Annotated in this window: 22 protein-coding genes; 12 read left to right on the top strand and 10 right to left on the bottom strand. The window is 61.1% G+C overall.

The window, feature by feature from the left end:
* Window positions 1-27: 27 nt before the first annotated feature.
* From fadA to PSH94_RS07940, 5 genes are all read left to right on the top strand, one after another.
* Window positions 28-1203, top strand: a complete 1176-nt coding sequence (gene fadA / locus PSH94_RS07920) for an acetyl-CoA C-acyltransferase FadA (RefSeq protein ID WP_003189650.1) — start codon at window positions 28-30, stop codon at window positions 1201-1203.
* Window positions 1204-1297: 94 nt separating this feature from the next.
* Window positions 1298-1534 (top strand): DUF1653 domain-containing protein, encoded by a 237-nt coding sequence (locus tag PSH94_RS07925; protein ID WP_181078057.1) that lies wholly within the window; start codon window positions 1298-1300, stop codon window positions 1532-1534.
* 114 nt (window positions 1535-1648) lie between these two features.
* Window positions 1649-4270 carry a type I DNA topoisomerase gene (gene topA / locus PSH94_RS07930; RefSeq protein ID WP_253511294.1) on the top strand — a complete coding sequence of 874 codons (2622 nt, stop codon included), beginning with the start codon at window positions 1649-1651 and terminating at the stop codon, window positions 4268-4270.
* 185 nt (window positions 4271-4455) lie between these two features.
* Window positions 4456-4977: a DUF6586 family protein gene (locus tag PSH94_RS07935; RefSeq protein ID WP_181078061.1), complete on the top strand. Its 522-nt coding sequence runs from the start codon at window positions 4456-4458 to the stop codon at window positions 4975-4977.
* A 117-nt stretch (window positions 4978-5094) separates the two neighbouring features.
* Window positions 5095-5328, top strand: a complete 234-nt coding sequence (locus PSH94_RS07940; protein WP_010212068.1) for a hypothetical protein — start codon at window positions 5095-5097, stop codon at window positions 5326-5328.
* 125 nt (window positions 5329-5453) lie between these two features.
* Here PSH94_RS07940 and sulA read toward each other — a convergent pair whose 3' ends face one another.
* Together sulA and lexA are read right to left on the bottom strand one after the other, a co-directional pair.
* A complete protein-coding gene (gene sulA, locus PSH94_RS07945) occupies window positions 5454-5927 on the bottom strand; it encodes an SOS-induced cell division inhibitor SulA (protein ID WP_181078063.1) in 474 nt (157 codons plus the stop codon).
* 10 nt (window positions 5928-5937) lie between these two features.
* Window positions 5938-6546 (bottom strand): transcriptional repressor LexA, encoded by a 609-nt coding sequence (gene lexA, locus PSH94_RS07950; protein WP_003172575.1) that lies wholly within the window; start codon window positions 6544-6546, stop codon window positions 5938-5940.
* Window positions 6547-6809: 263 nt separating this feature from the next.
* On the opposite strand from lexA, the gene PSH94_RS07955 reads away from it, so the two are divergent.
* Together PSH94_RS07955 and nagZ are read left to right on the top strand one after the other, a co-directional pair.
* Complete coding sequence (locus PSH94_RS07955) at window positions 6810-7517, top strand: TetR/AcrR family transcriptional regulator (protein WP_181078064.1); 708 nt, start codon at window positions 6810-6812, stop codon at window positions 7515-7517.
* Between the two features lie 144 nt (window positions 7518-7661).
* Window positions 7662-8669 (top strand): beta-N-acetylhexosaminidase, encoded by a 1008-nt coding sequence (gene nagZ, locus PSH94_RS07960; RefSeq protein ID WP_305437042.1) that lies wholly within the window; start codon window positions 7662-7664, stop codon window positions 8667-8669.
* Here the strand turns inward: nagZ and PSH94_RS07965 are convergent.
* Genes PSH94_RS07965 through mfd form a run of 3 tightly spaced genes read right to left on the bottom strand, consistent with a single transcriptional unit; the run spans window position 8666 to window position 15399 of the window.
* Complete coding sequence (locus PSH94_RS07965; RefSeq protein ID WP_181078068.1) at window positions 8666-11359, bottom strand: DEAD/DEAH box helicase; 2694 nt, start codon at window positions 11357-11359, stop codon at window positions 8666-8668. The genes nagZ and PSH94_RS07965 overlap by 4 nt on opposite strands.
* Before the next feature lie 9 nt (window positions 11360-11368).
* The gene (locus PSH94_RS07970; RefSeq protein WP_305437043.1) at window positions 11369-11938 is read right to left on the bottom strand and encodes a CsiV family protein; all 570 of its coding nucleotides are present in this window, start codon (window positions 11936-11938) and stop codon (window positions 11369-11371) included.
* Window positions 11939-11949: 11 nt separating this feature from the next.
* Complete coding sequence (gene mfd / locus PSH94_RS07975) at window positions 11950-15399, bottom strand: transcription-repair coupling factor (RefSeq protein ID WP_181078071.1); 3450 nt, start codon at window positions 15397-15399, stop codon at window positions 11950-11952.
* A 340-nt stretch (window positions 15400-15739) separates the two neighbouring features.
* On the opposite strand from mfd, the gene PSH94_RS07980 reads away from it, so the two are divergent.
* A complete protein-coding gene (locus PSH94_RS07980) occupies window positions 15740-17203 on the top strand; it encodes a glyceraldehyde-3-phosphate dehydrogenase (protein ID WP_181078073.1) in 1464 nt (487 codons plus the stop codon).
* A gap of 172 nt (window positions 17204-17375) precedes the next feature.
* Here PSH94_RS07980 and PSH94_RS07985 read toward each other — a convergent pair whose 3' ends face one another.
* Window positions 17376-17909, bottom strand: coding sequence for a chalcone isomerase family protein (locus tag PSH94_RS07985; protein WP_305437046.1), 534 nt, complete (start codon window positions 17907-17909; stop codon window positions 17376-17378).
* A 213-nt stretch (window positions 17910-18122) separates the two neighbouring features.
* On the opposite strand from PSH94_RS07985, the gene sthA reads away from it, so the two are divergent.
* Complete coding sequence (gene sthA, locus PSH94_RS07990; protein ID WP_181078076.1) at window positions 18123-19517, top strand: Si-specific NAD(P)(+) transhydrogenase; 1395 nt, start codon at window positions 18123-18125, stop codon at window positions 19515-19517.
* A gap of 42 nt (window positions 19518-19559) precedes the next feature.
* On the opposite strand, the gene PSH94_RS07995 is transcribed toward sthA, so the two are convergent.
* Window positions 19560-20282: a glycerophosphodiester phosphodiesterase gene (locus PSH94_RS07995; RefSeq protein WP_181078077.1), complete on the bottom strand. Its 723-nt coding sequence runs from the start codon at window positions 20280-20282 to the stop codon at window positions 19560-19562.
* Between the two features lie 44 nt (window positions 20283-20326).
* Complete coding sequence (locus tag PSH94_RS08000; RefSeq protein WP_181078079.1) at window positions 20327-20911, bottom strand: PilZ domain-containing protein; 585 nt, start codon at window positions 20909-20911, stop codon at window positions 20327-20329.
* Between the two features lie 94 nt (window positions 20912-21005).
* On the opposite strand from PSH94_RS08000, the gene PSH94_RS08005 reads away from it, so the two are divergent.
* The 3 genes from PSH94_RS08005 to PSH94_RS08015 all read left to right on the top strand — a co-directional run bounded on the left by PSH94_RS08005 (window position 21006) and on the right by PSH94_RS08015 (window position 24253).
* Entirely contained in the window at window positions 21006-22256 is a 1251-nt protein-coding gene (locus PSH94_RS08005; RefSeq protein ID WP_181078081.1) for a lipoprotein-releasing ABC transporter permease subunit, read from the top strand.
* 7 nt (window positions 22257-22263) lie between these two features.
* Window positions 22264-22947: a lipoprotein-releasing ABC transporter ATP-binding protein LolD gene (gene lolD, locus PSH94_RS08010; protein ID WP_162830773.1), complete on the top strand. Its 684-nt coding sequence runs from the start codon at window positions 22264-22266 to the stop codon at window positions 22945-22947.
* 61 nt (window positions 22948-23008) lie between these two features.
* Complete coding sequence (locus PSH94_RS08015; protein ID WP_083377897.1) at window positions 23009-24253, top strand: lipoprotein-releasing ABC transporter permease subunit; 1245 nt, start codon at window positions 23009-23011, stop codon at window positions 24251-24253.
* Window positions 24254-24306: 53 nt separating this feature from the next.
* Here the strand turns inward: PSH94_RS08015 and PSH94_RS08020 are convergent, their stop codons facing one another.
* Window positions 24307-25662, bottom strand: coding sequence for a heavy metal sensor histidine kinase (locus PSH94_RS08020; protein WP_305437723.1), 1356 nt, complete (start codon window positions 25660-25662; stop codon window positions 24307-24309).
* A complete protein-coding gene (locus PSH94_RS08025) occupies window positions 25659-26339 on the bottom strand; it encodes a heavy metal response regulator transcription factor (protein ID WP_181078083.1) in 681 nt (226 codons plus the stop codon). Before PSH94_RS08025 ends, PSH94_RS08020 begins: the two co-directional genes overlap by 4 nt.
* Between the last annotated feature and the right edge of the window lie 16 nt (window positions 26340-26355).

Raw genomic sequence — 26355 nt, forward strand, 5'->3', positions numbered from 1 at the left:
GCCCAGACGACTAGAGCGAGAATATTTATGAGCTTGAATCCAAGAGACGTCGTGATTGTCGACTTCGGTCGCACGCCGATGGGCCGCTCCAAGGGCGGCATGCACCGCAATACCCGCGCCGAAGACATGTCGGCGCACCTGATCAGCAAAGTGCTGGAACGTAACACCAAGGTCGACCCGAACGAAGTCGAGGATGTGATCTGGGGCTGCGTCAACCAGACCCTGGAGCAGGGCTGGAACATCGCGCGCATGGCGTCCCTGATGACTCAGATCCCCCACACTGCGGCCGGCCAGACCGTCAGCCGCCTGTGCGGCTCGTCGATGAGCGCGCTGCACACCGCCGCCCAGGCGATCATGACCGGTAACGGCGATGTATTCGTGGTCGGTGGCGTGGAGCACATGGGCCACGTCAGCATGATGCACGGCGTCGATCCGAACCCGCATATGTCGCTGTACGCGGCCAAAGCCTCGGGCATGATGGGCCTGACGGCGGAGATGCTCGGCAAAATGCACGGCATTACCCGTGAAGCCCAGGATGCCTTCGGCCTGCGTTCCCATCAACTCGCTCACAAGGCGACCGTGGAAGGCAAGTTCAAGGATGAAATCATCCCGATGAACGGCTACGACGAGAACGGTTTCCTGAAACTGTTCGACTACGACGAGACCATTCGTCCGGATACCACCCTGGAAAGCCTGGCGGCCCTCAAGCCTGCCTTTAATCCGAAGGGCGGTACCGTCACGGCGGGCACGTCGTCGCAAATCACCGATGGTGCCTCGTGCATGATCGTGATGTCGGCGCAGCGTGCCCAGGACCTCGGGATCCAACCGCTGGCGGTGATTCGTTCGATGGCGGTGGCGGGTGTGGACCCGGCGATCATGGGCTATGGTCCAGTACCGGCGACGCAGAAAGCCTTGAAGCGCGCGGGTCTTTCCATCAGCGATATCGACTTCTTCGAGCTCAACGAAGCATTCGCCGCACAGGCTCTGCCGGTGCTGAAAGATTTGAAAGTGCTCGACAAGATGAATGAGAAGGTTAACCTGCACGGCGGTGCGATTGCCCTGGGCCACCCATTCGGTTGCTCCGGTGCGCGAATCTCTGGCACGTTGCTCAATGTAATGAAGCAAAATGGCGGCAATCTCGGGGTAGCCACCATGTGCATTGGTCTTGGCCAAGGCATTTCCACCGTCTTCGAACGCGTCTAAGCGTTGGGTTGACGGAAGCCGGGGCCCAGTGCCCCGGTTTTTGTTTTTTGGAATTTTTAAATTTTTTTTATAAATTTTGTAAGGGGGCCAGAGCATGAAAGTCGAACCAGGGCTCTACCAGCATTATAAAGGTCCGCAGTACCGGGTTTTCAGCGTGGCGCGCCACTCCGAGACCGAAGAGCAAGTCGTGTTTTACCAAGCACTGTATGGCGATTACGGCTTTTGGGTGCGCCCCTTGAGCATGTTCCTGGAAAGCGTCGAGGTTGACGGCGAGCAGGTCCCACGCTTTGCTTTGGTCCAGGCCGAACCCAGTCTTTTTAAAGGGCAATAACCGTAGGCCGCGCAGAATGCTGCGCTTGACCTCACCCGGTTGCCACTATATATAGCGTTGCCGCGTCAGGCGCCAACTGCCTTTCACTTCTCGAATTCAGGAATTTTCCGATCCATGGGCAAATCGCTGGTCATTGTGGAATCCCCGGCTAAGGCCAAGACCATCAACAAGTACTTGGGCAACGAGTACGTGGTGAAGTCGAGTATCGGCCATATCCGAGACCTGCCCACCAGCGGTTCGGCTAGCGCCAGCAAGGAGCCTGCCGCCAAGCGCGGCAAGGCCGCCGCAGGCGAAGGTCCGGTACTCAGCCCCAAGGAGAAAGCGCGCAAGCAGCTGGTCTCGCGCATGGGCGTCGATCCGGATCATGGCTGGAAGGCCAAGTACGAAATCCTTCCGGGCAAGGAAAAGGTGATCGAAGAGCTGCGTCGGCTCGCCAAGGATGCTGACACCATCTATCTCGCGACAGACTTGGACCGCGAAGGGGAAGCCATTGCCTGGCACCTGCGGGAAGCCATCGGCGGTGACGACAGCCGCTACAAGCGCGTGGTGTTCAACGAGATCACCAAGAAAGCCATCCAGGAAGCTTTCTCCAAGCCCGGCGAGCTGGATATCGACCGCGTCAATGCCCAGCAGGCTCGGCGTTTCCTTGACCGCGTAGTGGGTTACATGGTTTCGCCGCTGCTGTGGGCCAAGATCGCCCGAGGCCTGTCCGCCGGCCGTGTGCAGTCTGTAGCCGTGAAGCTGGTGGTGGAACGTGAGCGCGAGATCCGTGCATTCATCCCTGAAGAGTACTGGGAAGTCCACGCCGACCTGGGCACCGCCAAGGGCGCCAATGTGCGCTTCGAAGTGGCTCGTGAGAAAGGCGAAGCCTTCAAGCCGCTGAACGAAGCCCAGGCCATGGCCGCGCTGGAAAAGCTCAAGGCATCCAGCTACAGCATCGTCAAGCGTGAAGACAAACCTACCAGCAGCAAGCCGTCGGCACCGTTCATCACCTCCACCCTGCAACAGGCCGCGAGCAACCGCCTGGGCTTCGGTGTGAAGAAAACCATGATGATGGCCCAGCGTCTGTACGAAGCCGGTTACATCACTTATATGCGTACCGACTCCACCAACCTGTCGCAGGATGCGGTGGCGATGGCGCGTACCTATATCGAAAGCGAGTTCGGCAAGAAGTACCTGCCGGAAAAGCCTAACGTCTATAGCAGCAAGGAAGGCGCCCAGGAGGCTCACGAAGCGATTCGTCCTTCCGACGCCAACACCGAGCCAAGCAAGCTCAGTGGCATGGAACGCGACGCTGAGCGCCTCTACGAGCTGATCTGGCGCCAGTTCCTGGCTTGCCAGATGCTGCCGGCGCAATACCTGTCCACCACCGTCAGCGTGGGCGCCGGGGATTTCGAGTTGCGCGCCAAGGGCCGTATCCTCAAGTTCGACGGTTACACCCGCGTGATGCCGCAGATCGCCAAGCCTGGCGACGACGATGTGCTGCCGGACATGGCCCAGGGCGACACGTTGAAGCTGATCAAGCTTGACCCGTCCCAGCACTTCACCAAGCCGCCGGCGCGTTATTCGGAAGCCAGCCTGGTCAAAGAGATGGAAAAACGCGGCATCGGTCGTCCGTCGACCTACGCGGCGATCATTTCCACCATCCAGGACCGTGGCTACGTGGCGCTGCATAACCGTCGTTTCTATTCGGAAAAGATGGGTGACATCGTTACCGAGCGTCTCTCCGAGAGCTTCTCCAACCTGATGGACTACGGCTTCACCGCCGGCATGGAAGAGAACCTGGACGATGTGGCGCAGGGCGAGCGCGACTGGAAAAACGTGCTGGACGAGTTCTACGGCGACTTCAAGAAGAAACTCGAAGTGGCCGAGAGCCCTGAAAACGGCATGCGTGCCAACCAGCCGGTGATGACGGACATTCCATGCCAGACATGCGGTCGTCCGATGCAGATTCGCACGGCGTCCACGGGTGTGTTCCTCGGCTGCTCGGGCTATAGCCTGCCGCCGAAAGAACGCTGCAAGGCCACGGTCAACCTGGTGCCGGGCGATGAAATCGCCGCCGACGACGAAGGTGAATCCGAATCGCTGGTCCTGCGCGGCAAGCATCGCTGCCCAATCTGCAGCACGGCGATGGATGCTTACCTGTTGGATGAGAAGCACAAGCTGCATATCTGCGGTAACAACCCGGATTGCAACGGCTACGAGATCGAAGAGGGCACTTACCGCATCAAGGGCTACGAAGGTCCGAGCCTGGAATGCGACAAGTGCGGCAGTGAGATGCAGCTCAAGACCGGCCGTTTCGGCAAGTTCTTCGGCTGTACCAACCCGACGTGCAAAAACACCCGCAAACTGCTGAAAAGCGGCGACGCGGCGCCGCCGAAGATGGACCCGGTGAAAATGCCGGAGCTCAAGTGCGAGAAGGTCAACGACACTTACATCCTGCGTGATGGTGCCTCGGGCTTGTTCCTGGCGGCCAGTCAGTTCCCGAAAAACCGCGAGACCCGCGCGCCGTTGGTGATGGAGATCGTGCCGCACAAGGACGAGATCGATCCTAAGTACCACTTCCTGTGTGAAGCACCGAAGAAGGACCCGGACGGTCGCCCAGCGGTGATTCGCTACAGCCGCAAGACCAAGGAGCAGTACGTGCAATCCGAAGTGGATGGCAAGCCGACCGGCTGGAAAGCCTTCTACGAAGGTGGCAAGTGGAAGGTCGAGGACAAGCGCCAGGGCGCTTGATCTTTCGCATGCACTGAAGATCCAGTGTGGGAGGGGCAAGCCCCTGCCACATTTGGATTTTTTTGGTTTCTGAAAGTAGAGTTCCGACCTGCACAAGCAGCGGTTATTGCACTTGCGGTCGATTCGGCTGATCCGTGACACTGTTCAGCCAGCATCACGCCTAATTCGTTGTGGAGATTGCCGTTATGGCCCACGAACTCTATACCCGTACCAATCAGAAAATTTACTTCGCGGGTTTGTCCCTGGAAGCCCTCGGTCGTGCCGAGGAAGGGAAGGAGATGAACGCCATCGCGCTGGTCCAGGCGGGGCGAGAAGCGGCGTTGTTCCACTTGTACGGCGCCTTGCTGGGGCTGTGCCATGAAATCGCCGGGTTCTACCGCTTACCCCAGGCGGGTTCGCCGCGTGCCGAAATGATCATGAACAGTGAAGTGCTGGCGTCCATGGCCATTCCCGAATTAGCCGAGCTGGTAGAAATGGCTCAGAGTCCCGACAGCTGGGTGGCGCGTTTGCTCAAGGCCCATGCTGATATGTTCCAGCCGCCCCGCGTCCCCCATGTACCTAAAGGCGACGTCACTCAACCGCTGATCGTAGCGGTCGCGCTGGAAGAGGAGGAGCCCAAGCCCCTGAGTCGGGAAGAGCTGGAAGGCTGGCGGCAAGCGCTGAAAAAGATGGCACTGCGCTTTCGTGAAGGGCTCAACGAGTGTTAATAGCGGCTTTTACTTAAAAAGCACCGTTCATCAAGCCGTAAAGAAACCTGTTCAGATCCGCAGCGAGGCCGGGCGGATGACTGATATAATCCCGGCCTTTCGTGGAGAACAGATTTTATGCCGACGTCCTTTCTGGAAATTGTTGAACTGCCTGACGGCCGAATCGAACTGCGCCGGGCTGAGGACGAGGGCTCTCTGGTTATTCTGGATTTTTCCGAGGACGCCAAGGTGTTTCTGCAAGGTCAGCATGTGGAAGTGGCAAAAGCCATGTTGAGCGTCGGTGTGCAGATGGCGGGGCGACTGGCCGAAGGCGAGCCGGAGAAAGAAGACGGACCGCGAGTACTTCACTGATTGTTCAAGCCGTATGGTGTTGTGGTGGGGTATTAAGCAGGCTCACCACTCACGTCGTTTCACGCCTACCTTCACCCTCCACCACAACGAGCCTCCTCCTGAGGATGGCCCGCGTGGGGGAATCTTCATCCCAATCGAATATTCAGGCTCTGCGCATCGCCGACGCGCGCGGCGTTGACCAGTTGTTGCCTGGAAGCGGCACTCAATGGGTTCAGCCAGCTGACCACGGTGTGGCTGCGGCCCAGGCGCAGTGCCTCGCACGTCAGCTGTTGAGCGCTTTGTGTGCCGCGCGGTTGCAGCAACAGGATACGTTCGCGGTTGAGGCCGGCCTCCCGCAGCCAGGCCTGGGTAAGGCTGGCGGGCGGGGCGATCAGGGTCAGCCAGCGGGCGTCCTGCTCTTCGCTCAAGTTGCGCAGGATAGGCGCCAACAGGTTCAGGCAGCTCTCGGCAGCACCGCGCAACGACAGCTCACTGAACGCCTCGGGTTCGACGTTCCAGGGCGCCTCGACCGTTTCCTTGAGGATCGGCGCAAGGGGATGGGCCATGAAGGCCTCGAACAGCGACAGTTGGGTGTGTTGTGGGGTGTGTACGAGCTGCATGGTGCCTCCTCTAGCGGCGAATGACGCCGACGCTCAAGCCTTCGATCACCAGGTCCTGATCTTTCAGGTTCACTTCAATCGGGGCGAACTCAGGGTTCTCGGCCAGGAGCCAGACCTTGCTGCCTTCGCGCTTGAAGCGTTTGACGGTGACTTCATCGCCGATACGGGCCACGACGATCTGGCCATTGCGGGCCTCACGGGTGGTGTGCACGGCCAGTAGATCGCCGTCGAAGATGCCGACGTCCTTCATGCTCATGCCATGTACTCGCAACAAATAGTCGGCGCGAGGATGGAAGAAGGTCGGGTTGATATTGCAGGACTCTTCGACGTGTTGCTGCGCCAGGATCGGCGCACCGGCGGCGACGCGCCCGATGATCGGCAATGTCGACTCGTCGGCCTTGGCCTCGAAGCCTGGGATGCGAATGCCTCGCGAAGCACCTGGGGTCATCTCGATCGCGCCTTTGCGTGCGAGGGCCTTGAGGTGTTCTTCGGCGGCGTTGGGGGACTTGAACCCCAGTTCCAGCGCAATTTCCGCTCGCGTCGGCGGGTAGCCGTTGTCATCGAGGCAGCGCTTGATAAAAGCCAGAATCTCAGCTTGGCGTGGCGTCAGTTTTAGCATGTTGATCGCTCTGTCTTTTTATACAGTGACTGGGATTATATACAGTGAACTGCGCTTGGCAATCATCCTTTTTCAGCACTCCGCTGGACGGTCGTGATGCATCCTTCCTACAAGTGCTGGATAGCGCTACCTACAGACCCGTTCGGATGTGATTAAATGGCGCTTGGAGCGATGACTGCCCGGCCGGAAAACGGCCTGCCAGGCTTGACAAGACACAACCTGAAACGTATGTTTCAAACAAGTGTTTGTCAGGCGGAGTAGCCATGGCCCAGTCGGAAACCGTTGAACGCATTCTCGATGCCGCCGAGCAATTGTTCGCGGAAAAAGGATTTGCTGAAACTTCATTGCGGCTGATTACCAGCAAGGCCGGGGTCAACCTCGCGGCAGTGAATTACCATTTCGGCTCGAAAAAGGCCCTGATCCAGGCGGTGTTCTCGCGCTTCCTGGGGCCTTTCTGCGCCAGCCTCGACCGTGAGCTCGAGCGCCGCCAGGCCAAGGCCGATCACAAGCCTAGCCTGGAAGAACTGCTGGAAATTCTTGTCGAGCAAGCGCTCGTGGTGCAACCGCGCAGCGGCAATGACTTGTCGATCTTCATGCGCTTGCTCGGCCTGGCGTTCAGCCAGAGCCAGGGCCACCTGCGGCGGTACCTGGAAGATATGTACGGTAAGGTTTTTCGCCGCTATATGTTGCTGGTCAACGAAGCCGCGCCGCGTATTCCGCCGATCGAATTGTTCTGGCGCGTGCATTTCATGCTCGGGGCCGCGGCGTTCAGCATGTCCGGCATCAAGGCGTTGCGTGCAATTGCCGAGACTGATTTCGGCGTCAATACCTCCATCGAGCAAGTCATGCGCCTGATGGTGCCGTTCCTTGCCGCCGGCATGCGCGCTGAAACCGGCGTGACCGACCCGACCATGGCCGCCGCGCAACTGCGCCCACGCAGCAAAACCGTGCCCACCCCCGCCAAGGTTTGATCTCCCTGGGTGTGCGCGGCCACTGGCATCCGCTAAGCTAGCCGCCATGTTCATGTCTGCTGATTATTCGCAACCCGTTGTGCTCACCGCGTGCCTTGCACCGAGTGAGCGCAACGGGTTGTGTGCGTTATTTAAGGAAGGTTTATGACAGTTGCCCTGCAAGGTTCTTTGATGGTCGACGTGGCCGGTACTTGGCTCACGGCTGAGGATCGCCACCTGTTGCGCCAGCCGGAGGTGGGCGGCTTGATCATTTTTGCGCGCAATATCGAGCATCCACGCCAGGTCCGTGAGTTGAGCGCGGCCATTCGGGCGGTGCGCCCGGACCTGCTGCTGGCGGTCGACCAGGAAGGCGGGCGCGTGCAGCGCCTGCGCCAAGGCTTCGTGCGCCTGCCGGCCATGCGCGCGTTGGCGGACAACCCCAACGCCGAGTACCTGGCCGAGCAGTGCGGCTGGATCATGGCCACTGAAGTGCTGGCGGTCGGTCTCGACCTGAGCTTCGCCCCGGTACTGGACCTGGACTACCAGCGCAGCGCCGTGGTCGGCACCCGTTCCTTCGAGGGCAACCCCGAGCGCGCCGCCGTGCTCGCCGGTGCCTTTATCCGTGGCATGAACAGCGCCGGCATGGCCGCCACCGGTAAACACTTTCCCGGTCACGGCTGGGCTGAGGCTGATTCCCACGTCGCAATTCCCAATGACGAACGCAGCCTGGAGCAGATTCGCGCGAATGACCTGGTGCCTTTCGCACGCCTGAGCAAGCAGTTGGCGGCAGTGATGCCGGCGCATGTTATCTACCCGCAGGTGGACGCCCAGCCCGCCGGTTTCTCACGCCGCTGGTTGCAGGACATCCTGCGCGGCGAGTTGCAGTTCGATGGGGTGATTTTCAGCGATGACCTGTCGATGGCCGGTGCCCATGTGGTCGGCGATGCGGCCAGCCGGATCGAGGCGGCGCTGACCGCCGGTTGTGACATGGGGCTGGTGTGCAACGATCGTGCGGCGGCTGAGTTGGCGCTGAGTGCGGCGCAGCGGATGAAGGTCACGCCATCGGCCCGCATCGCGCGTATGCGTGGGCAGGCGATTGCTTCGACTGACTACAAACAGGATCCGCGCTGGCTCACCGCACTTGGCGCTTTGCGGGATGCACAGCTGATCTAGCGCTTTTCCTGCTTATTGGGCAACGGCGCAAACAACGCCTCGATATCCTCGTTGCCCAACTGCCAATCTCCCGTGGTCCGTCCATCCAGCACCCCCGCCGCCAGGTCGGATTTTTCCTTCTGCAGGTGCTGGATTTTCTCTTCCACGGTGCCGCGCGCGATCATTTTGTACACGAAGACCGGTTTTTCCTGGCCGATGCGATAAGCACGGTCGGTCGCCTGGTTTTCCGTGGCCGGGTTCCACCACGGGTCATAGTGAATCACTGTATCGGCCTCGGTCAGGTTCAGACCCACACCGCCGGCCTTCAGGCTGATCAGAAAAATCTGCAACTTGCCGCTCTGGAAATCCTTCACGGGTGTGCGTCGGTCGCGAGTCTGGCCCGTCAACAGCGCGTAAGCGACACCGCGTTTTTTCAGCTCCACTTCGATCAGGCTCAGCATCGAGGTGAACTGGGAAAACAACAGGATCCGGCGGCCTTCCTCAAACAGTTCTTCGAGCATTTCCATCAGGCTGTCGAGCTTGCCCGAGCTGCTGCCGCGAGTGGGCAGGGTCGCATCGTTGATCAGGCGCAGGTCACAGCACACCTGGCGTAGCTTCAACAGTGCTTCAAGGATGATGATCTGGCTGCGCGCCACGCCTTTGCGGGTGATTTCATCGCGGACTTTCTTATCCATGGCCAGGCGCATGGTTTCGTACACGTCGCGCTGGGCCTCGTTGAGGTCGACCCAGTGAATGATCTCGGTCTTGGGCGGCAGCTCAGTGGCCACCTGCTCCTTGGTGCGGCGCAGCAGGAAGGGTTTGATCCGACCGTTAAGGTGCTGCAGTCGTACCTCGCTGGCGCGTTTTTCGATGGGAACGCGGTAGTCGCGGTTGAAGCTTTTGACGTCGCCCAGCCAACCCGGCAGCAGAAAGTGGAACAGTGACCATAGTTCGCCCAGGTGGTTTTCCAGCGGTGTGCCGCTCAGGCACAGACGCTGCCGGGCATTCAGCTCCCGCGCGGCCTGGGCAGCCTTGCTGGAAGGGTTTTTGATGTACTGGGCTTCATCGAGGATCAGCACATGCAAGGGCAGGGCGGCCAGGTGCTCGATGTCCTTGGGCAGCAGCGCATAAGTGGTCAGCAGCAGATCGTAGTCCTGCAGGCTGGCGAAGTGTTTTTTACGCGTGGCGCCGTACAGCGCCAGCACCTTGAGTTGCGGGGTGAAGTGCGCCGCTTCGTCCAACCAGTTGGGGATCAGGCTGGTGGGCATGACCACCATGCAAGGCCGGTCCAGGCGTCCGGCGGCTTTTTCACTGAGGATATGCGCCAGGGTCTGCAGGGTTTTACCCAGGCCCATGTCGTCCGCAAGAATGCCGCCCACCTCCAACTGGCGCAGCGACTGCATCCAGCTCAAACCTTCCAGCTGATAAGGCCGCAAGGTCGCGTTCAGGCCTTCGGGCGCCACACAGGTGAAGTCCTTGATGTCCCGCAGGCGCTGGGCAAAGTTGCGAATCTTCTCGCCGCCTTCCCATTGCAAAGGCAGGTCTTCCAGCGGGTTGAGGCGAATCGCATCGGCCTTGGCCAGGCGCAGCGCGGTGGTGCCGGGCTCCTGCAGGTAAAACTCACCGAGGGTAGCCAGTACCGGTTTCAGGCGGCCGTAGGGCAGTGCCACTTGCAGCGGGCCATGCCCGCCATTGGGCAGGCCGGGGATATTCACCAGGACCAGCTCGTCATCACGGCGCCGAGCGATTTTCTCCGGGTTGAGGAGCTCGGTGTGGGAGCGCATCAGGTTCAGCAGGATCGGCAGCAGGCTCAGCCTCTCGCCATTGACGATAATCCCCAGCTCAAGGTCGAACCAATCCCGTTCGGGACCTTCATCGACGGTGGCATACCAGTCGTCCACCGCGCTGAGGTCGAAACCGAAGTCGTCGTCAATCTGCAGTTCCCAGCCGTCGGCGCGCAGGGTCGGCGCGGCGTTGAGGGTGAAGTTCAGCCAGGCGCTGTCATTGACCATCTCGAACAGTTCGCCGGCGCTTTCCGGCAAGGCTTTGCTCTGGCGTGTGGCGATCTTGAAACCCAGCAGGCGCAGCTGTTCGCGGTAGGCCTGTTCCACCTCGGGGTGGCGCTTGATCCGCAGGCTCTGGGTGTCCTGGCGCACAATGATGTCGGCGTTTTTCTGTCCGCTGACATAGTTGCCCAGGTAGTTGAAGGATAACGCCGCGCGGTGCTGGATATAACGCTGCATCTTGCCGTTGCGCGGTTCGAACGCGCTGAACTCGGCGCTGGCCAGCCACAGGCGCGGCACCGGTTGGACGTCGTCCATCGGCACTTGCGGCAGTACGACGCGGTTATCCAGTACGGCCTGGAGTTTTTCCAGCAGTTCGGCGTCCTGGGCGGCGGCGGGGTAGGCCAGGGTTTCCTGTACCTTGAGCAGTACCGCCGCGATGTGTTTGCAGTTGCTGTGCACCGGGCAGGTGCAGCGGCTGTCCACCAAAAGCAGCGCGCCTTTGGCCGACTCGCGCAGCGAAATGGTCTGACGGTACACGTTGCCGCCCGAGCCTTCGCAACTGGCAATAATGGTGCTGTCGCCGGCCTCGACGATGCGTACGCGGTTTTCCAGCGCGTAACGCCGGCCACGCTCCAGGCTTTGCTCTTTAAAGCGATTGGCCCACGAAGGGGCCAGGGGTTTGGTAAGCGACGACGTCGGGGGCATGGCGCTGGATCAGTCCTGCAGCTCGGGCGGCGGCGCGCTGGGTGGTTTGGCGGTCAGTGAAGTGATCTTGATCAGCAGTGCCAGATGGCCGCCGTCAAGGTAGTTGAGCTGGTTGTTCTTGGTGCGCACGTCCTTCTGCGACAAGTGCTCGCTGGCGACGACGCTGCCGTTGCTGTCGAACTGGTTGATCCAGAAATCCGCATCGATATCGGTGAAGCGCCCCAGTTGCAGGTTCAGCACGCCCTGGATGGGGAATTGACCGAACTGCTCCTGGCCATCGGTGACGGCGATTTTTACCGGCTGTTCGCCGAGGTTCTGCTCCCAGGCCTTGTGCGCCAGCACGGTGAAGCTGTTATCGGCGTTCAGTTTGTCGACAATGTTGTTCAGGCGCGGCGGGCTCATGGTGTCAGTGCCCAAGCGCGAGGCGCCGGCATCCCAGTTTTCCGGCGCGGCGCGGCTGTGGATTACCGGCTCCGCATTCTGGCGCACCAGGATCATTTCTACCTGGTACGGGCTGTCGGCGAACGCCGCGGGCGCGAATACCACTAACAACAGGCTCAGAATGCGGAACAGGCGCATTGGGGCGTCCTTCAAACAGGTGTCGGAATGAGGCGCTCAAACAGCGCCTCCAGGGTATTGAAGCGTTCTTCGGCGCGTTCCATCGGCACCATGAACTTGAACAGCGTAGCCCCTTCGAATTTATAGCGGTTGGGCTGGCCCTGGATCAGCTTGATCAGCACCAGTGGGTCTACCGGCGTCTGCGCTTCGAACTCGATCCGCCCGCCCTGCGGCCCGGCGTCGACCTTCTTGATGCCCAGCTGCTCGGCCTGCAGTTTGAGCAGGGTCAGGCGCACCAGGTTCTTGGTCGGTTCCGGCAGCAGGCCGAAGCGGTCGATCATCTCCACTTGCAGGTCCTTGAGGCCCTCTTCGTCGGTGGCCGAGGCGATGCGCTTGTACAGGATCAACCGCGCGTGCACGTCCGGCAGGTAGTCTTCGGGAATCAACGCCGGCAAGCGCAGGTTGATTTCCGGACCGCCGCCCAAAGGCTGGTCAAGGTTCGGCTGCTCGCCCTTGCGAATGGCTTTCACCGCGCGCTCAAGCATTTCCATATACAACGTGAAGCCTACAGCCTGGATTTGCCCGCTCTGGCCGTCGCCCAGCAGTTCGCCGGCACCGCGGATTTCCAGGTCGTTGGTGGCCAGCACAAAGCCGGCGCCCAGGTCCTGGGTGTTGGCGATGGCTTCCAGGCGTTTTTCCGCGTCGCCGGTAATCTGCTGGCGCGGCGGCGTGAGCAGGTAGGCGTAAGCCTGGTGATGGCTGCGTCCGACCCGGCCGCGCAACTGATGCAGTTGCGCCAGGCCGAATTTGTCGGCGCGCTCGATGATGATGGTGTTGGCGCTCGGCACGTCGATGCCGGTCTCGATGATGGTCGAGGCGATCAGCACATTGAAGCGCTTGTGATAGAAGTCGCTCATCACCTGTTCGAGCTCGCGCTCGCGCATCTGCCCGTGGCCGATGGCGATCCGCGCCTCGGGCACCAGTTCGGCGAGATCGGCGGCGCATTTCTCGATGGTCTTGACGTCGTTGTGCAGGTAATACACCTGCCCGCCGCGCAGCAATTCCCGCAGCAGCGCTTCCTTGACCGTGCTTTTATTCTGTTCCATCACGAAAGTGCGCACCGACAGGCGCCGCGCCGGTGGGGTGGCGATGATGGACAGGTCGCGCATGCCCGACACCGCCATGTTCAACGTGCGCGGAATCGGCGTGGCAGTCAGGGTGAGGATGTCGACTTCGCTGCGCAAAGCCTTGAGTTGTTCCTTTTGCCGAACACCAAAGCGGTGTTCTTCGTCGATGATCACCAGCCCCAGGTTCTTGATCTTCACATCGTCCGACAGCAGCTTGTGGGTGCCGATCACGATATCGATCTTGCCTTCGGCCAGGTCGGCAACGGCCGCGTTCACTTCCTTGGCGGACTTGAAACGGCTCATCACTTCCACGGTCACCGGCCAATCGGCAAAGCGGTCGCGGAAACTGTTGTAGTGCTGCTGAGCGAGCAGGGTGGTGGGCACCAGGATTGCCACCTGTTTGCCGCCGTGCACTGCGATGAAGGCGGCGCGCATGGCCACTTCGGTCTTGCCGAAGCCGACGTCGCCGCAGACCAGGCGATCCATCGGTTTGGGCGCGAGCATATCGGCGCGCACCGCTTCGATGGTGGTTTGCTGGTCCGGGGTTTCTTCAAAGGCGAAACCGGCGCTGAAGGTCGCGTAGTCGGCCTTCGGATCGGCGAAGGCATAACCTTCACGCGCGGCGCGGCGGGCGTAGATGTCCAGCAGCTCGGCCGCGACATCGCGCACTTGTTCGGCGGCCTTGCGCTTGGCTTTCTGCCAGGTCTCGGAGCCCAACCGGTGCAACGGCGCCAAGGCGTCGTCGCTGCCGGTATAGCGCGCGATCAGGTGCAGGTTGGCCACCGGCACGTAAAGCTTGGCACCTTCGGCATATTCCATCGTGAGGAATTCGGCGGCCTGGTTGTCGATCTCCAGGGTCTGCAGGCCCAGATAGCGGCCCACACCGTGGTCGATATGCACCACCGGCGCGCCTTCGCGCAGTTCGGTGAGGTTCTTGATCACCGCGTCATTGTTGGCGTCGGCGCGTTTTTCACGACGCCGACGCTGCATCACGCGCTGGCCGAACAGCGGGCTCTCGGCAATCAGTGCCAGGGCCGGGTCATTCAACAGCAGGCCTTCGTCGAGCGGTGCGATGGTGATCGCCAGGCGATCCTTGCCCGCGACAAAGTCTGGCCAACTGTCGACGGTTTTAGGTCGCAGTTTCAGGCGTTCGAGCAGCTCCAGCAGCACTTCGCGGCGCCCGGCGGATTCGGCGGTAAACAGCACGCGGCCCGGGAAGTCGCCAAGGAATGTGGACAGCGCTTCCAGCGGCTGAGTGGCCTTGGCCTGGATCGCGAGGTCGGGCAGTGCTTGCGCGGGGAAGCGTTCGCGACCGCCACCGGCGTCCACATCCTGCTGACTGGCCACCACACGCGGCCAGTTTTTCAGGCGCGCGAAGCAGTCTTCCACCGGCAGGAATAATTCGGCGGGCGGCAATAAAGGACGCGAGGGATCGACGCGGCGCTCCTCATAACGGTTGCGCACGTCGTTCCAGAAGTTTTCCGCCGCCTGTTCGATGCCCGGCAGCGAGAACACTTGCGTGTCCTGGGGCAGGTAATCGAACAGGGTGGAGGTTTCGTCGAAAAACAGCGGCAGGTAGTACTCGATACCGGCGGGTGTAATCCCGCTGCTCAGGTCCTGGAAGATCGGGCAGCGGCGGAAGTCGACGTCGAAGCGCTCACGAAAACGCGCCTTGAAGCGGGTCACTGCGTCTTTTTGCAACGGGAATTCCCGCGCCGGCAGCAGCTTGATCGATTCGACCTTGTCGATGGAGCGCTGGTTTTCCGGGTCGAAGGTGCGCAGGGTTTCGATTTCGTCGTCGAACAGATCGATGCGATAAGGCAACTTGCTGCCCATCGGAAACAGGTCGATCAGCGCGCCGCGTACCGCGAACTCGCCGTGCTCGTACACCGTGTCCACACAGCGATAGCCGCTGGCTTCCAGGCGCGTGCGCATCTGCTCCACGTCAAGCTTCTGGCCCACATCCAGCACCAGGCTGCTGCCCAACAGGAACCTGGTCGGTGCCAGGCGGTGCAACGCCGTGGTGATCGGCACCACCAGCACGCCGTGGGCCAGTTCCGGCAGGCGGTACAGGCTGGCGATGCGTTGGGAGATGATGTCCTGGTGCGGCGAGAACAGATCGTAGGGCAGGGTTTCCCAGTCGGGAAAATGCAGCACCGGCAAATCGGGGGCGAAGAAGCTCAGCTCCTGCTCCAGCCGTTCGGCGCTTTGGCTGTCGGCGGTAAGCAGCAGGGTAAAGCGCTTGGCTGCGCTGGCAGCCTCGGCGATGGCCAGGCTCAGGGCGGCACCGGGCAGGTTGCCCCAGTGCTGTTTACCTGCCGCGGCAGGGAGTTGCGGTAGACGCAGAACGGGCACGGAAGGTTGAGCTCCAAGCGTTGCGACAAAGTCGGTAATTGTAACGGCCCCAGGTGCCGCCTGTCAGTTGCTGACTGTGCCTATTACGGTTTGTAGGAAATGTAGTGGCTAAGACAAACAATGCAGGGTTTTGACTCAATATGTAGTGCCGAAAAGCACGTATGTTTCGGAGGGTTACGGACAAGTCGGCGCAACCGTCTCAATGGTGGCCTTCTGGAACCCGCGTGTTTCCTGGCCTGTAGCGTGGTGGTAGTTTTTTGCAAGGGCTTTTTGTTGGTGTCGGCGCATTGCTCAACGGGCAGTCGGGCGACATAATGTAGCCCCTTTTTTCAGCCCCTACATGTGGAAGGTTCCCGTGACTCAGAAGCCCGACCAGTGTCTTGGTGAATGGATCGACCGTGAAGCACTCGCAGAAGCGATGATCCCGCTCATCGGTCAGCTGTACCGCAATAACAATGTGGTCAGCTCGATCTATGGCCGCAGCCTGATCAACCAGTCAGTCATCGCGATTCTCAAGGCGCACCGCTTTGCTCGCCATCGCTCCGCCGACGACAGCGAACTCTCCGTCCACGAAACATTCCCCCTGCTCAAGGCCATGAGCGAGCTCAAGCTCGGCGCGGCATCGGTAGACCTGGGCAAACTGGCCTACAAATTCCGCAATGAAGCCAACGGCCGCAGCGCCGAGCAGTTCGTGCGTGAAGAAATGGCCGATGTGGTCGGCCAGCAGAGCGCCGCGGCCCGCAAGGGCACCGACGTGGTGCTGTACGGCTTTGGTCGTATCGGCCGCCTGCTGGCACGCATCCTGATCGAAAAAACCGGTGGCGGCGACGGCCTGCGCCTGCGTGCCATCGTCGTGCGCAAAGGCGCCGAGAATGACCTGACCAAGCGCGCCAGCCTGCTGCGTCGCGATTCGGTACATGGTTCGTTCAACGGCACCATCACCATCGACGAAGAAAACAACACCATCACGGCCAACGGTAACCTGATCCAGGTGATCTACGCCAAGAACCCGACCGAGGTGGACTACACCCAGTACGGCATCCAGGACGCCCTGCTGGTGGACAACACCGGCGTATGGCGTGATGCCGAGGGCCTGGGCCAGCACTTGCAGTGCCCGGGCATCGCCCGCGTTGTCCTGACCGCGCCTGGCAAGGGCAAGCTCAAGAACATCGTGCATGGCATCAACCACGCTGACATCACCGCTGACGACAAAATCGTGTCGGCCGCGTCCTGCACCACCAACGCCATCGTGCCGGTGCTCAAGGCCGTGAACGACAAGTTCGGCATCGTCAATGGCCACGTCGAAACCGTTCACTCGTACACCAACGACCAGAACCTGATCGACAACTTCCACAAAGGCGACCGCCGTGGCCGCAGCGCCGCGCTGAACATGGTGATCACCGAGACCGGTGCCGCCACTGCCGCTGCCAAAGCCCTGCCTGAATTGGCCGGCAAGCTGACCGGCAACGCGATCCGTGTTCCGACGCCTAACGTGTCGATGGCAATTCTCAACCTGAACCTTGAGAAAGCCGCTACCCGCGAAGAGATGAACGAGTACCTGCGCTACATGGCGCTGCACTCCGACCTGCACAAGCAGATCGACTTCGTCAATTCGCAGGAAGTGGTGTCCACCGACTTCGTCGGCTCGCGCCACGCCGGTGTGGTGGATGCGGAAGCGACCATTACCCAGGACAACCGCGTTGTGCTGTACGTGTGGTACGACAACGAGTTCGGCTACAGCTGCCAGGTGGTTCGCGTGATGGAAGACATGGCCGGGGTCAACCCGCCGGCGTTTCCGCGCTAAGCCTCTGCGCTGAATGAAAAAGCCCCGACTGGTTCGGGGCTTTTTTGCGGCTGGGATTTTGTGTTGTCTGGGATACCTCATCGGGGGCAAGCCCCCTCCCACGGTTTGATGTGGGAATAGATTCAAATATGGGAGGGGGCTTGCCCCCGAAGGCGATCGTTCAGCCGTCGCATCACTTCAGCAACCGGCCGCGCAACTCATCCGATAACCCCGCAGGCGCGAGCCAGATGCCCAGGTAGGCCCGTGCCAGTTCGTCATCGCGACTGATGAACACCACTTGCCCATTGATCTCCAGCTCCAAACCGCGATCGGGATGAAAGTCCAGGGCATAACGGTCACCGCTGCGGATGTCGCGAAAGCTGGCGTGCAACTTATCCAGCTCAGGCTTTAATCGAGCATTGGCTTGTTGGCGCTCAAGGGTGGCCGTGGCGGCCTTGATCACGTCGTTGCGGTCGATGTCGCGAAAGTAATACAGCGTCAGGCGCAGTGCAGCCTGCTGGTCCCAGGCGTGCCTGGCGCTGAGCGCTGCCGGGGCATACAGCGCTGCGGCATACACGTCCGCCCACAGATAGGTGAGCACCGCTTGGTTTTTCAGGATCAGTTCCCCAGCCTGCGCCGGGAAGGCCGCTTGCTTGAGCCGCTGAGCATCACTGGCGTGCGCGGTGATCGACACCATCAGCATCAAACAAAAAAATAGTTGTCGCATAATGCTCATCCTGAAATCGACGCTGATTTGCGTCCTGTAGTATGGCAAGGTTGGCCTACGACGCGACCAAGGGTTAATGTGCGCGGCGTTGAGCCTTCTATAGACTGTGCCCCGGTTCACACACTTGAGCCAAATTGTCCTTCATGACCGCTGGCCGCGGCATGATTTAGCCCGGCGTCCAACCGTACGCCTGGCCTGTTCTGAGGAGTACGCATGGCTGTCTACAACTACGACGTGGTGGTACTGGGTTCCGGCCCGGCTGGAGAAGGTGCGGCGATGAACGCCGCGAAGGCAGGGCGCAAGGTGGCGATGGTCGATAGCCGTCGCCAGGTCGGCGGTAACTGCACCCACCTGGGTACCATCCCGTCCAAGGCCTTGCGTCACTCGGTGCGCCAGATCATGCAGTTCAACACCAACCCGATGTTCCGGGCCATTGGCGAGCCGCGCTGGTTTTCGTTCCCGGACGTGTTGAAAAGCGCCGAGAAAGTCATCTCCAAGCAAGTGGCGTCGCGCACCGGTTACTACGCACGCAACCGTGTCGACCTGTTCTTCGGTACCGGCAGCTTCGCCGACGAGCAAACCATCGAAGTGGTGTGTTCCAACGGCGTGGTCGAAAAACTGGTGGCCAAGCACATCATCATCGCCACCGGCTCGCGCCCGTATCGCCCGGCCGATATCGACTTCAACCACGCGCGTATCTACGACAGCGACACCATCCTGAGCCTGGGCCACACCCCGCGCAAACTGATCATCTACGGCGCCGGCGTGATCGGCTGTGAATACGCCTCGATTTTCAGCGGCCTGGGCGTACTGGTGGAGCTGGTGGACAACCGCGACCAGTTGCTGAGCTTTCTGGACTCGGAAATTTCCCAGGCGTTGAGTTACCACTTCAGCAACAACAACATCACCGTGCGCCACAACGAAGAGTACGAGCGCGTCGAAGGCCTGGACAACGGGGTGATCCTGCACCTCAAGTCCGGCAAGAAGATCAAGGCCGACGCCTTGCTGTGGTGCAACGGGCGTACCGGCAACACCGACAAGCTGGGCATGGAAAACATCGGGGTCAAGGTCAACAACCGTGGCCAGATCGAAGTGGACGAGAATTACCGCACCTGTGTGGCGAACGTCTATGGCGCCGGCGATGTGATCGGTTGGCCGAGCCTGGCCAGCGCCGCCCATGACCAGGGGCGTTCGGCCGCCGGCAGTATTGTCGACAACGGCAGCTGGCGCTATGTGAACGACGTGCCCACCGGTATCTACACGATTCCCGAGATCAGCTCGATCGGCAAGAACGAGCACGAACTGACCAAGGCCAAGGTGCCTTATGAAGTGGGCAAGGCGTTTTTCAAGAGCATGGCGCGTGCGCAGATCGCCGGTGAGCCGCAAGGCATGCTGAAGATTCTGTTTCACCGTGAAACCCTGGAAGTCCTCGGCGTGCATTGCTTCGGTTACCAGGCGTCGGAGATCGTGCACATCGGCCAGGCCATCATGAACCAGCCGGGCGAGCAAAATACCCTCAAGTATTTTGTAAACACCACGTTCAACTACCCGACCATGGCCGAAGCCTATCGGGTAGCCGCCTACGACGGCCTCAACCGGCTTTTTTGAGCGGCTCCGGCCGGTGGCCTGAGCCGGCCGGGGAGACCGATTTCAGCCATTCCCGAGGGTGGCAGTGGCCAAACCGGGAAAGTCTGTAATCAGGCTATCGACGCCGAAGTCGGCGAGCCTGCGCATCAGCGCGGGTTCGTTGACCGTCCACACGGACACGTGCAACCCCTGGCGCTGGGCTTTCTGCAAGCGTTCAGGGGTGCACAGCGTCCAATTCAATGCCAGGTACTCACAGCCGTAGTTCTGCGCGACTTTCAATGGGTCGAGCCAGGCGTATTCGGCCACCAGCCCGCGTGACAGGTCCGGCGTGAGCTCCACGGCGGCCTTGAGCACTTCCCGCGAGCTGGAGGTCACAGTGACCTTGTCCATCAGGCCAAAGCGCACGGCCATTTCACGGATTGCCAATACGGTGGTCGCCGCGCGAGTGCGCGAGGCGCTTTTGACTTCCAGTTGCCAGTGATCGAAGTCGCACTGTTCGAACAACGCCTCCAGGCGTGGAATGGGGCAGGGCGTGAGCCAGCCGGGACCGCCCTTGCGCGCGTCCATTTTCACCAGGTCGGCTGCCGAATAGTCGACCACCTTGCCGCGACGGTCAGCCGTGCGTTTGAGGGTCGGGTCGTGGATAACCATCAGCTCGCCGTCCATGGACAGGTGCAAGTCCAGTTCGCAGCGGCGTACACCGTGCTTGAGGCATTGTTGAAAGCTGGTCAGGGTGTTTTCCGGTGCTTCGCCTTTGGCACCGCGGTGGCCGTAAATCAGGGTCACAGTTGCTCCTTTTCGCCGGATCGTCCGGCGGGGTGTATACGAATTCAGGTGGCCTGGGCGTCGCTTTTTTCCCGCGCCAGGCGCCGTTCCTGGGCTTGCTTCTGCAGGATGTAGCGCGCCAGCAACTGGCGTTGGGCATCGGTCATGGATTCGAATTCCGTGCCCACATCGAAGCCCTCGCCCTTGGCGTCGCAATGGGTAACCTTGGCGCGCAGCAGCAGGCCCAGGGCCTGGGGCATCAGCACCAGCTTGACCGCCAGGTGCGCGCCGACAGGCAACGATGAGGGGTGCTGGAAGTCGATACCGCCTTCGGAGATGATCACCGGCTGCGGGGCGCCGACTTCGTCCAACAGGCCACGGGCCATGATTTGGCTGAGCAGATCCAGGCGTTTGTTCTGGACTTTGAGGAACGCCGCCAGGCTGCGATCTTTCTCGCTGATCTGGCGCAACAGGTGCTGGGCTTCGAATTCGCTCAGGTGCAATTCACTGAGCAGGTTGAACAGCGGTGAATCATCCAGCAATACTTCCTTGCTGGCTGCTTCAGGGGCAGACAGGCTTTTGATTTGAAGTGCGATCATGTCATCGATACGGTAGTATTCGCGGCGCTCTTCTTCATCTAATGTCGTCATGGCGAACCCCAGCTGGCGGTAATGGTCTGAGTGTAAAGCTGCTTACCAGACCCCGCCACCGGGACGTCTTCTTTTCCTCCGAACAAGCCCCGACATGTTCAGACCTCTCTTCGTATTTATCGGCACGCGTTATACCCGTGCAAAGCGCCGCAATCATTTTGTGTCGTTCATTTCCTTGACCTCGATGATCGGGCTCGCCTTGGGCGTGGTTGTGATGATCGTGGTGCTGTCGGTGATGAACGGCTTCGATCATGAGATGCGCACCCGCGTGCTGGGCATGGTGCCCCATGCGACCATCGAAGCCAGCGAGCCCATCGGCGACTGGCAAAGCCTGGCCGACAAGGTCAAGCAGAACCCCAAGGTGGTGGCCGTTGCGCCGTTCACCCAGATGCAGGGGTTGCTGACCAATGATGGCAAGGTGCAGAAAATCCTGCTCAACGCCATCGACCCGGCTCAGGAGCGCAAGGTCTCGATCATCGACCGGTTCATGCTGCAGGGCAGGCTTGACGACCTGGCGCCCGGCAGTTTTGGCATCGTCATCGGTGACAAGGCCGCAGCCAAGCTCGGCGTGGGCATCGGCGACAAGCTCACCTTCGTCGCCCCGGAAGTCACGGTGACCCCGGCCGGTATGTTCCCACGCATGAAGCGCTTTACCGTGGTCGGCACGTTCCACGTCGGCGCCGGTGAAATCGACGGCTACCTCGGCCTGACCAATCTCACCGACCTGGCCCGCCTGCATCGCTGGCAGCCGGATCAGGTGCAGGGCCTGCGCCTGAAATTCAGCGATCTGTTCGACGCGCCGCGCGGTGCCTGGGAAATCGCCCAGCACTTGGGTGAAACCGAGTATTACGCCCGCGACTGGACACGCACCCACGGCAACCTGTACCAGGCCATCCGCATGGAAAAAGCCATGATCGGCCTGTTGCTGCTGCTGATCGTCGCCGTTGCAGCGTTCAACATCATTTCCACCCTGGTGATGGTGGTCAACGACAAGAAAGGCGATATCGCCATCCTGCGCACCCTGGGCGCCACGCCGGGGCAGATCATGGCGATCTTCATGGTGCAGGGCACCGTGATCGGCGTGGTCGGCACCTTGATCGGCACCGCCGTCGGCATCCTCGCCGCGCTCAACGTCAGCGCGGCCATCGCCGGCCTGGAAACTCTGATCGGCCACAAATTTCTCAACGCCGACGTGTATTTCATCGACTACTTACCGTCCCAGGTTCAGGCCCAGGATGTGTTGATGGTGGGCGGGGCGGCGTTGGTCCTGAGTTTCCTTGCCACCCTGTATCCAGCCTGGCGCGCGGCACGCACCCAGCCAGCACAGGCCTTACGTTATGAGTGAATCGGGCATGAGTGAAAAAGCAATTTTGAGCTGCCGTAACCTGGGCAAATCCTATGAGGAAGGCCCGGAATCCGTGGTGGTGCTCTCCAACCTGCAGCTTGAACTGCACCCGGGCGAGCGCGTGGCGATTGTCGGCAGTTCGGGTTCCGGTAAAAGTACGTTGCTCAACCTGTTGGGCGGCCTTGATACGCCGTCCCAGGGCAGTGTGTGGCTGGCCGGTGAAGAGCTGTCGGCTCTCGGTGAGAAGGCCCGTGGCCAGCTGCGCAATCGGTCGCTGGGTTTTGTCTACCAGTTTCACCACCTGTTGCCGGAATTCACCGCCCTGGAGAACGTGTGCATGCCGTTGCTGATCGGCAAGACCGCGATCCCCGAGGCCCGCCAACGCGCCACGGCGCTGCTGGAGCGTGTCGGCCTCGGTCACCGTCTGGAGCATAAACCGGCGGAGTTGTCCGGGGGCGAGCGCCAGCGCGTAGCGATTGCCCGCGCCCTGGTGAACAACCCCGGCCTGGTGATGCTCGATGAGCCCACCGGCAACCTCGACTCCCACACCGCCCAAGGCATCAAGGACTTGATGCTGGAGTTGAGCACCCAGATGCGCACCGCGTTCCTGGTGGTGACCCATGACATGAGCATGGCCCGGCAGATGGACCGCGTGCTGCATCTGCAGGAAGGTCATCTGGTCGCCATCTGACCCGTTTTCCAGCCCGGCGCCTGGCGTCGGGCTTTTTCATTTTTTCAGGCGGTGCACGCGAATGTTCAGACCGTTATCGATTTTCATCGGCACGCGCTATACCCGCGCCAAGCGCCGCAATCGCTTTGTGTCGTTCATCTCCATGACGTCCATGATCGGGCTCGCCCTGGGCGTGCTGGCGATGATCGTGGTGCTGTCGGTGATGAACGGCTTCCAGCGCGAAATGAGTTCGCGCATCCTCGGCATGGTGCCCCATGCGACCGTCGTCGGCGTAAAACCGATCGACGATTGGCAGCCGGTGGCGGCCGCTGCGATGAAGAACCCGCAGGTCACGGCTGCGGTGCCTTTCACGCAAATGGACGGCATGTTCTCCTACAAGGGCGCCATGCAGCCCATCGAGATCAGCGGCGTCGATCCGGCCCAGGAAGGCAAGGTGTCGATCGTGGCCCAGCATATCGTGCGCGGCAAACTGGAAGACCTGAGGCCCGGCGAGTTCGGCGTGGTGGTCGGTGAGATCACCGCGCGGCGTTTCCGCCTCAATGTGGGCGACAAGCTGACCCTGATCGTGCCGGAACTCAGCAGCGCGCCTGGCGGCATCACCCCGCGCATGCAGCGGTTGAATGTAGTGGGGATCTTCAAGGTCGGCGCCGAGCTGGATGGCTCCATGGCCCTGATCAACATGGCCGACGCCGCCGAGATTCAACATTGGCAGCCGAACCAGGTGCAGAGCGTACGCCTGGCGGTGAAAGACCTGTACGCCGCGCCCAAAGTGTCGGCGGACATTGCCGCCAGCCTGGGCGCGGGCTACAAGGCCGATGACTGGACCCACACTCAGGGCAGTCTGTTCAGCGCGATGAAAATGGAAAAGACCATGATCGGCCTGTTGCTGCTGATGATCGTCGCCGTGGCCGCGTTCAATATCATCGCTACGTTGATCATGGTGGTGAACGACAAGGGCGCGGACATCGCGATCCTGCGCACCATCGGCGCCACGCCGCGCCAGATCATGGCGATCTTTATGGTGCAGGGCACGGTAATCGGGATCGTCGGCACCTTGATCGGCGGCGTGCTCGGCGTGATCGCGGCGTTGAACGTGAGTGAACTGGTGGGGTGGCTGGAGCGCGTGACCGGGCAGCATATCTTCAGTTCGGATGTGTACTTTGTCAGCAACTTGCCGTCCGAGCTGCAAGGCGGGGATGTGCTGTTGATCTGCTCGGCCGGCTTTGTACTGAGCTTTCTGGCGACCATTTACCCAGCGTACCGGGCGGCGAAGATCGAGCCGGCGCATGCGCTGAGATATTCGTAGTCATTGAGATCGCTATCGGGGGCTTGCCCCCGATAGGGCCGGCCCATCTTGCATCAGTTCACCCTGGGCAACTCAATCACAAACCTTGTTACTCCAGCTGCGGATTCACAAAAAATCCGCCCCCCATGGGCCCGCACGATCGACTGGGTAATCGCCAAGCCCAGTCCGGCATGCTCGCTGCTGCCTTCGCGTCGCGCCGGGTCTGCTCGGTAGAAGCGGTCGAATAATTTCGATAACTGCTGCGCCGGGATGCCTTCGCCGGTGTTCTGCACTGCCGTCGTCACTGCGCGCCCATCCTCGGTCAGCGTCACTCGCACTTCGCCGCCGGGCGGGGTAAAACGCAGCGCGTTATCCAGCAGATTCGACAGCGCCCGGCGCAACATGCCGCGATCACCGCGTGTATCGGCCGTGCCCTCGCGAACCAGATGCACCGTCGCGTCTTCGGCCAGCAGGGCGAAGAATTCGAGCACGGCGTCGACTTCATCCGCCAGCGCCAGGGGCTCGCGCTTGGGCATCAACAAGCCATGGTCGGCCTTGGCCAGGTACAACATGTCGTTGACCAGCTGCGCCATCCATTGCAGCTCTTCAAGGTTGCTGTGCAGCGCCTCGCGGTAATCCTCCAGCGGGCGCGGCTGGGTAAGGATGACCTGGGTGTGGGTCAGCAGGTTCGACAGCGGTGTGCGCAATTCGTGGGCGATATCGGCGGAGAACGCCGAGAGGCGCTGGAACGCGTCGTCCAGGCGGCCGAGCATGGCGTTGAAGGCCTGGGCCAGTTCCGCCAGTTCGGCCGGCATCTGTTGCTGGGGCAGGCGCTGGGTGAGGGAGTTGGCCGACACGCTGGCCGCGACTTCCCCCATGCGCCGCAGAGGCCGTAGACCGCTGCGCGCGGCCCAGGCGCCGAGCAGGGCGGTGGCCAGCGCCGACAGGCCGACGGTGAGCCAGATCAGGTGCTGCATGCGCTGCAGGAAATGCTGGTGATGGGTGATGTCGAGCACCAGGCTCAATTGCGGCGAATCGGGCTGCTCTGCAATTAACGGCGCGTTGTAAACCCGGTAATCCGTACCGGCGTGTTGCAGGCTATGCAGCCCGGATGATTGCGGCAAACTAATACTCGTCGCGCTGTCGAACCAATCCTGCCCGGCAGCCGTGATGCGCAGGGCCAGATCGGGTTGGCGGCTGAGTTCGGCCTGCAGTTGGGGTGCGCGTTGAGCCAATGCCTGCTGGGTGTCGACGCCTTGCAGGGCGGCGCGCAGCGCAATCAGCTTGCTGTCGAGCAACTGCTGGTCAAGTTCAAGAAAATGCGCCTCGCTGGCCTGATTGAACAGCACCCCGGCCAGCAGTGAAACCACCGCGGTGCAGGCGGCAAACAACAGCGCCAGGCGGCTGGCCAGGGACAGGCGACGGATCAATTGCACCGCTCCTCCAGCACATAGCCCATGCCGCGTACGGTGTGGATCAGTTTAGTGGGAAAGTGGTCATCGACTTTCAGGCGCAGGCGGCGGATCGCGACTTCGATGATGTTGGTGTCGCTGTCGAAGTTCATGTCCCACACCTGGGAGGCGATCAGCGACTTGGGCAGCACTTCGCCCTGGCGTCGCAGCAGCAGTTCGAGCAAAGAAAATTCCTTGGCGGTGAGGTCGATGCGTTGGCCGTCACGCTCGACGCGGCGGCGGATCAGGTCCAGGCGCAGGTCGGCCAGTTGCAGCGCGGTGTCCTGCGGCAAACTGCTGCCACGTCGCAACAGGCTGCGCACGCGGGCCAGCAGTTCGGAAAAGGCGAACGGCTTGACCAGATAGTCGTCGGCACCCAGCTCCAGGCCATGCACGCGGTCTTCCACGGCGTCGCGCGCGGTGAGAAACAGCACCGGCACATCCAGACCGGCTGCACGCACCGCCTGCAGGATTTGCCAGCCGTCGCGGTCCGGCAGCATCACGTCGAGGATCAGCAGGTCGTAATCACCGGTCAATGCCAGGTGCTGCCCGGTGAGCCCATCGGCCACCCACTCGGTGATGAAACCTGCCTCTGCCAGGCCCTGGCGCAGGTATTGGCCAGTCTTGGGTTGGTCTTCGACGATCAGCAGTTTCATGGGCGGCTCTGGGTAA

It is taken from the genome of Pseudomonas sp. FP2254 (assembly GCF_030687695.1).
GTDB lineage: Bacteria > Pseudomonadota > Gammaproteobacteria > Pseudomonadales > Pseudomonadaceae > Aquipseudomonas > Aquipseudomonas quebecensis.

Excerpts from the sequence above, each read along its gene's own strand:
- fadA (WP_003189650.1), top strand. The coding sequence starts at position 28 with ATGAGCTTGAATCCAAGAGACGTCGTGATTGTCGACTTCGGTCGCACG.
- PSH94_RS07925 (WP_181078057.1), top strand. The coding sequence starts at position 1,298 with ATGAAAGTCGAACCAGGGCTCTACCAGCATTATAAAGGTCCGCAGTAC.
- topA (WP_253511294.1), top strand. The coding sequence starts at position 1,649 with ATGGGCAAATCGCTGGTCATTGTGGAATCCCCGGCTAAGGCCAAGACC.
- PSH94_RS07935 (WP_181078061.1), top strand. The coding sequence starts at position 4,456 with ATGGCCCACGAACTCTATACCCGTACCAATCAGAAAATTTACTTCGCG.
- PSH94_RS07940 (WP_010212068.1), top strand. The coding sequence starts at position 5,095 with ATGCCGACGTCCTTTCTGGAAATTGTTGAACTGCCTGACGGCCGAATC.
- sulA (WP_181078063.1), bottom strand. The coding sequence starts at position 5,927 with ATGCAGCTCGTACACACCCCACAACACACCCAACTGTCGCTGTTCGAG.
- lexA (WP_003172575.1), bottom strand. The coding sequence starts at position 6,546 with ATGCTAAAACTGACGCCACGCCAAGCTGAGATTCTGGCTTTTATCAAG.
- PSH94_RS07955 (WP_181078064.1), top strand. The coding sequence starts at position 6,810 with ATGGCCCAGTCGGAAACCGTTGAACGCATTCTCGATGCCGCCGAGCAA.
- nagZ (WP_305437042.1), top strand. The coding sequence starts at position 7,662 with ATGACAGTTGCCCTGCAAGGTTCTTTGATGGTCGACGTGGCCGGTACT.
- PSH94_RS07965 (WP_181078068.1), bottom strand. The coding sequence starts at position 11,359 with ATGCCCCCGACGTCGTCGCTTACCAAACCCCTGGCCCCTTCGTGGGCC.
- PSH94_RS07970 (WP_305437043.1), bottom strand. The coding sequence starts at position 11,938 with ATGCGCCTGTTCCGCATTCTGAGCCTGTTGTTAGTGGTATTCGCGCCC.
- PSH94_RS07980 (WP_181078073.1), top strand. The coding sequence starts at position 15,740 with ATGTGGAAGGTTCCCGTGACTCAGAAGCCCGACCAGTGTCTTGGTGAA.
- PSH94_RS07985 (WP_305437046.1), bottom strand. The coding sequence starts at position 17,909 with ATGCGACAACTATTTTTTTGTTTGATGCTGATGGTGTCGATCACCGCG.
- sthA (WP_181078076.1), top strand. The coding sequence starts at position 18,123 with ATGGCTGTCTACAACTACGACGTGGTGGTACTGGGTTCCGGCCCGGCT.
- PSH94_RS08000 (WP_181078079.1), bottom strand. The coding sequence starts at position 20,911 with ATGACGACATTAGATGAAGAAGAGCGCCGCGAATACTACCGTATCGAT.
- PSH94_RS08005 (WP_181078081.1), top strand. The coding sequence starts at position 21,006 with ATGTTCAGACCTCTCTTCGTATTTATCGGCACGCGTTATACCCGTGCA.
- lolD (WP_162830773.1), top strand. The coding sequence starts at position 22,264 with ATGAGTGAAAAAGCAATTTTGAGCTGCCGTAACCTGGGCAAATCCTAT.
- PSH94_RS08015 (WP_083377897.1), top strand. The coding sequence starts at position 23,009 with ATGTTCAGACCGTTATCGATTTTCATCGGCACGCGCTATACCCGCGCC.
- PSH94_RS08025 (WP_181078083.1), bottom strand. The coding sequence starts at position 26,339 with ATGAAACTGCTGATCGTCGAAGACCAACCCAAGACTGGCCAATACCTG.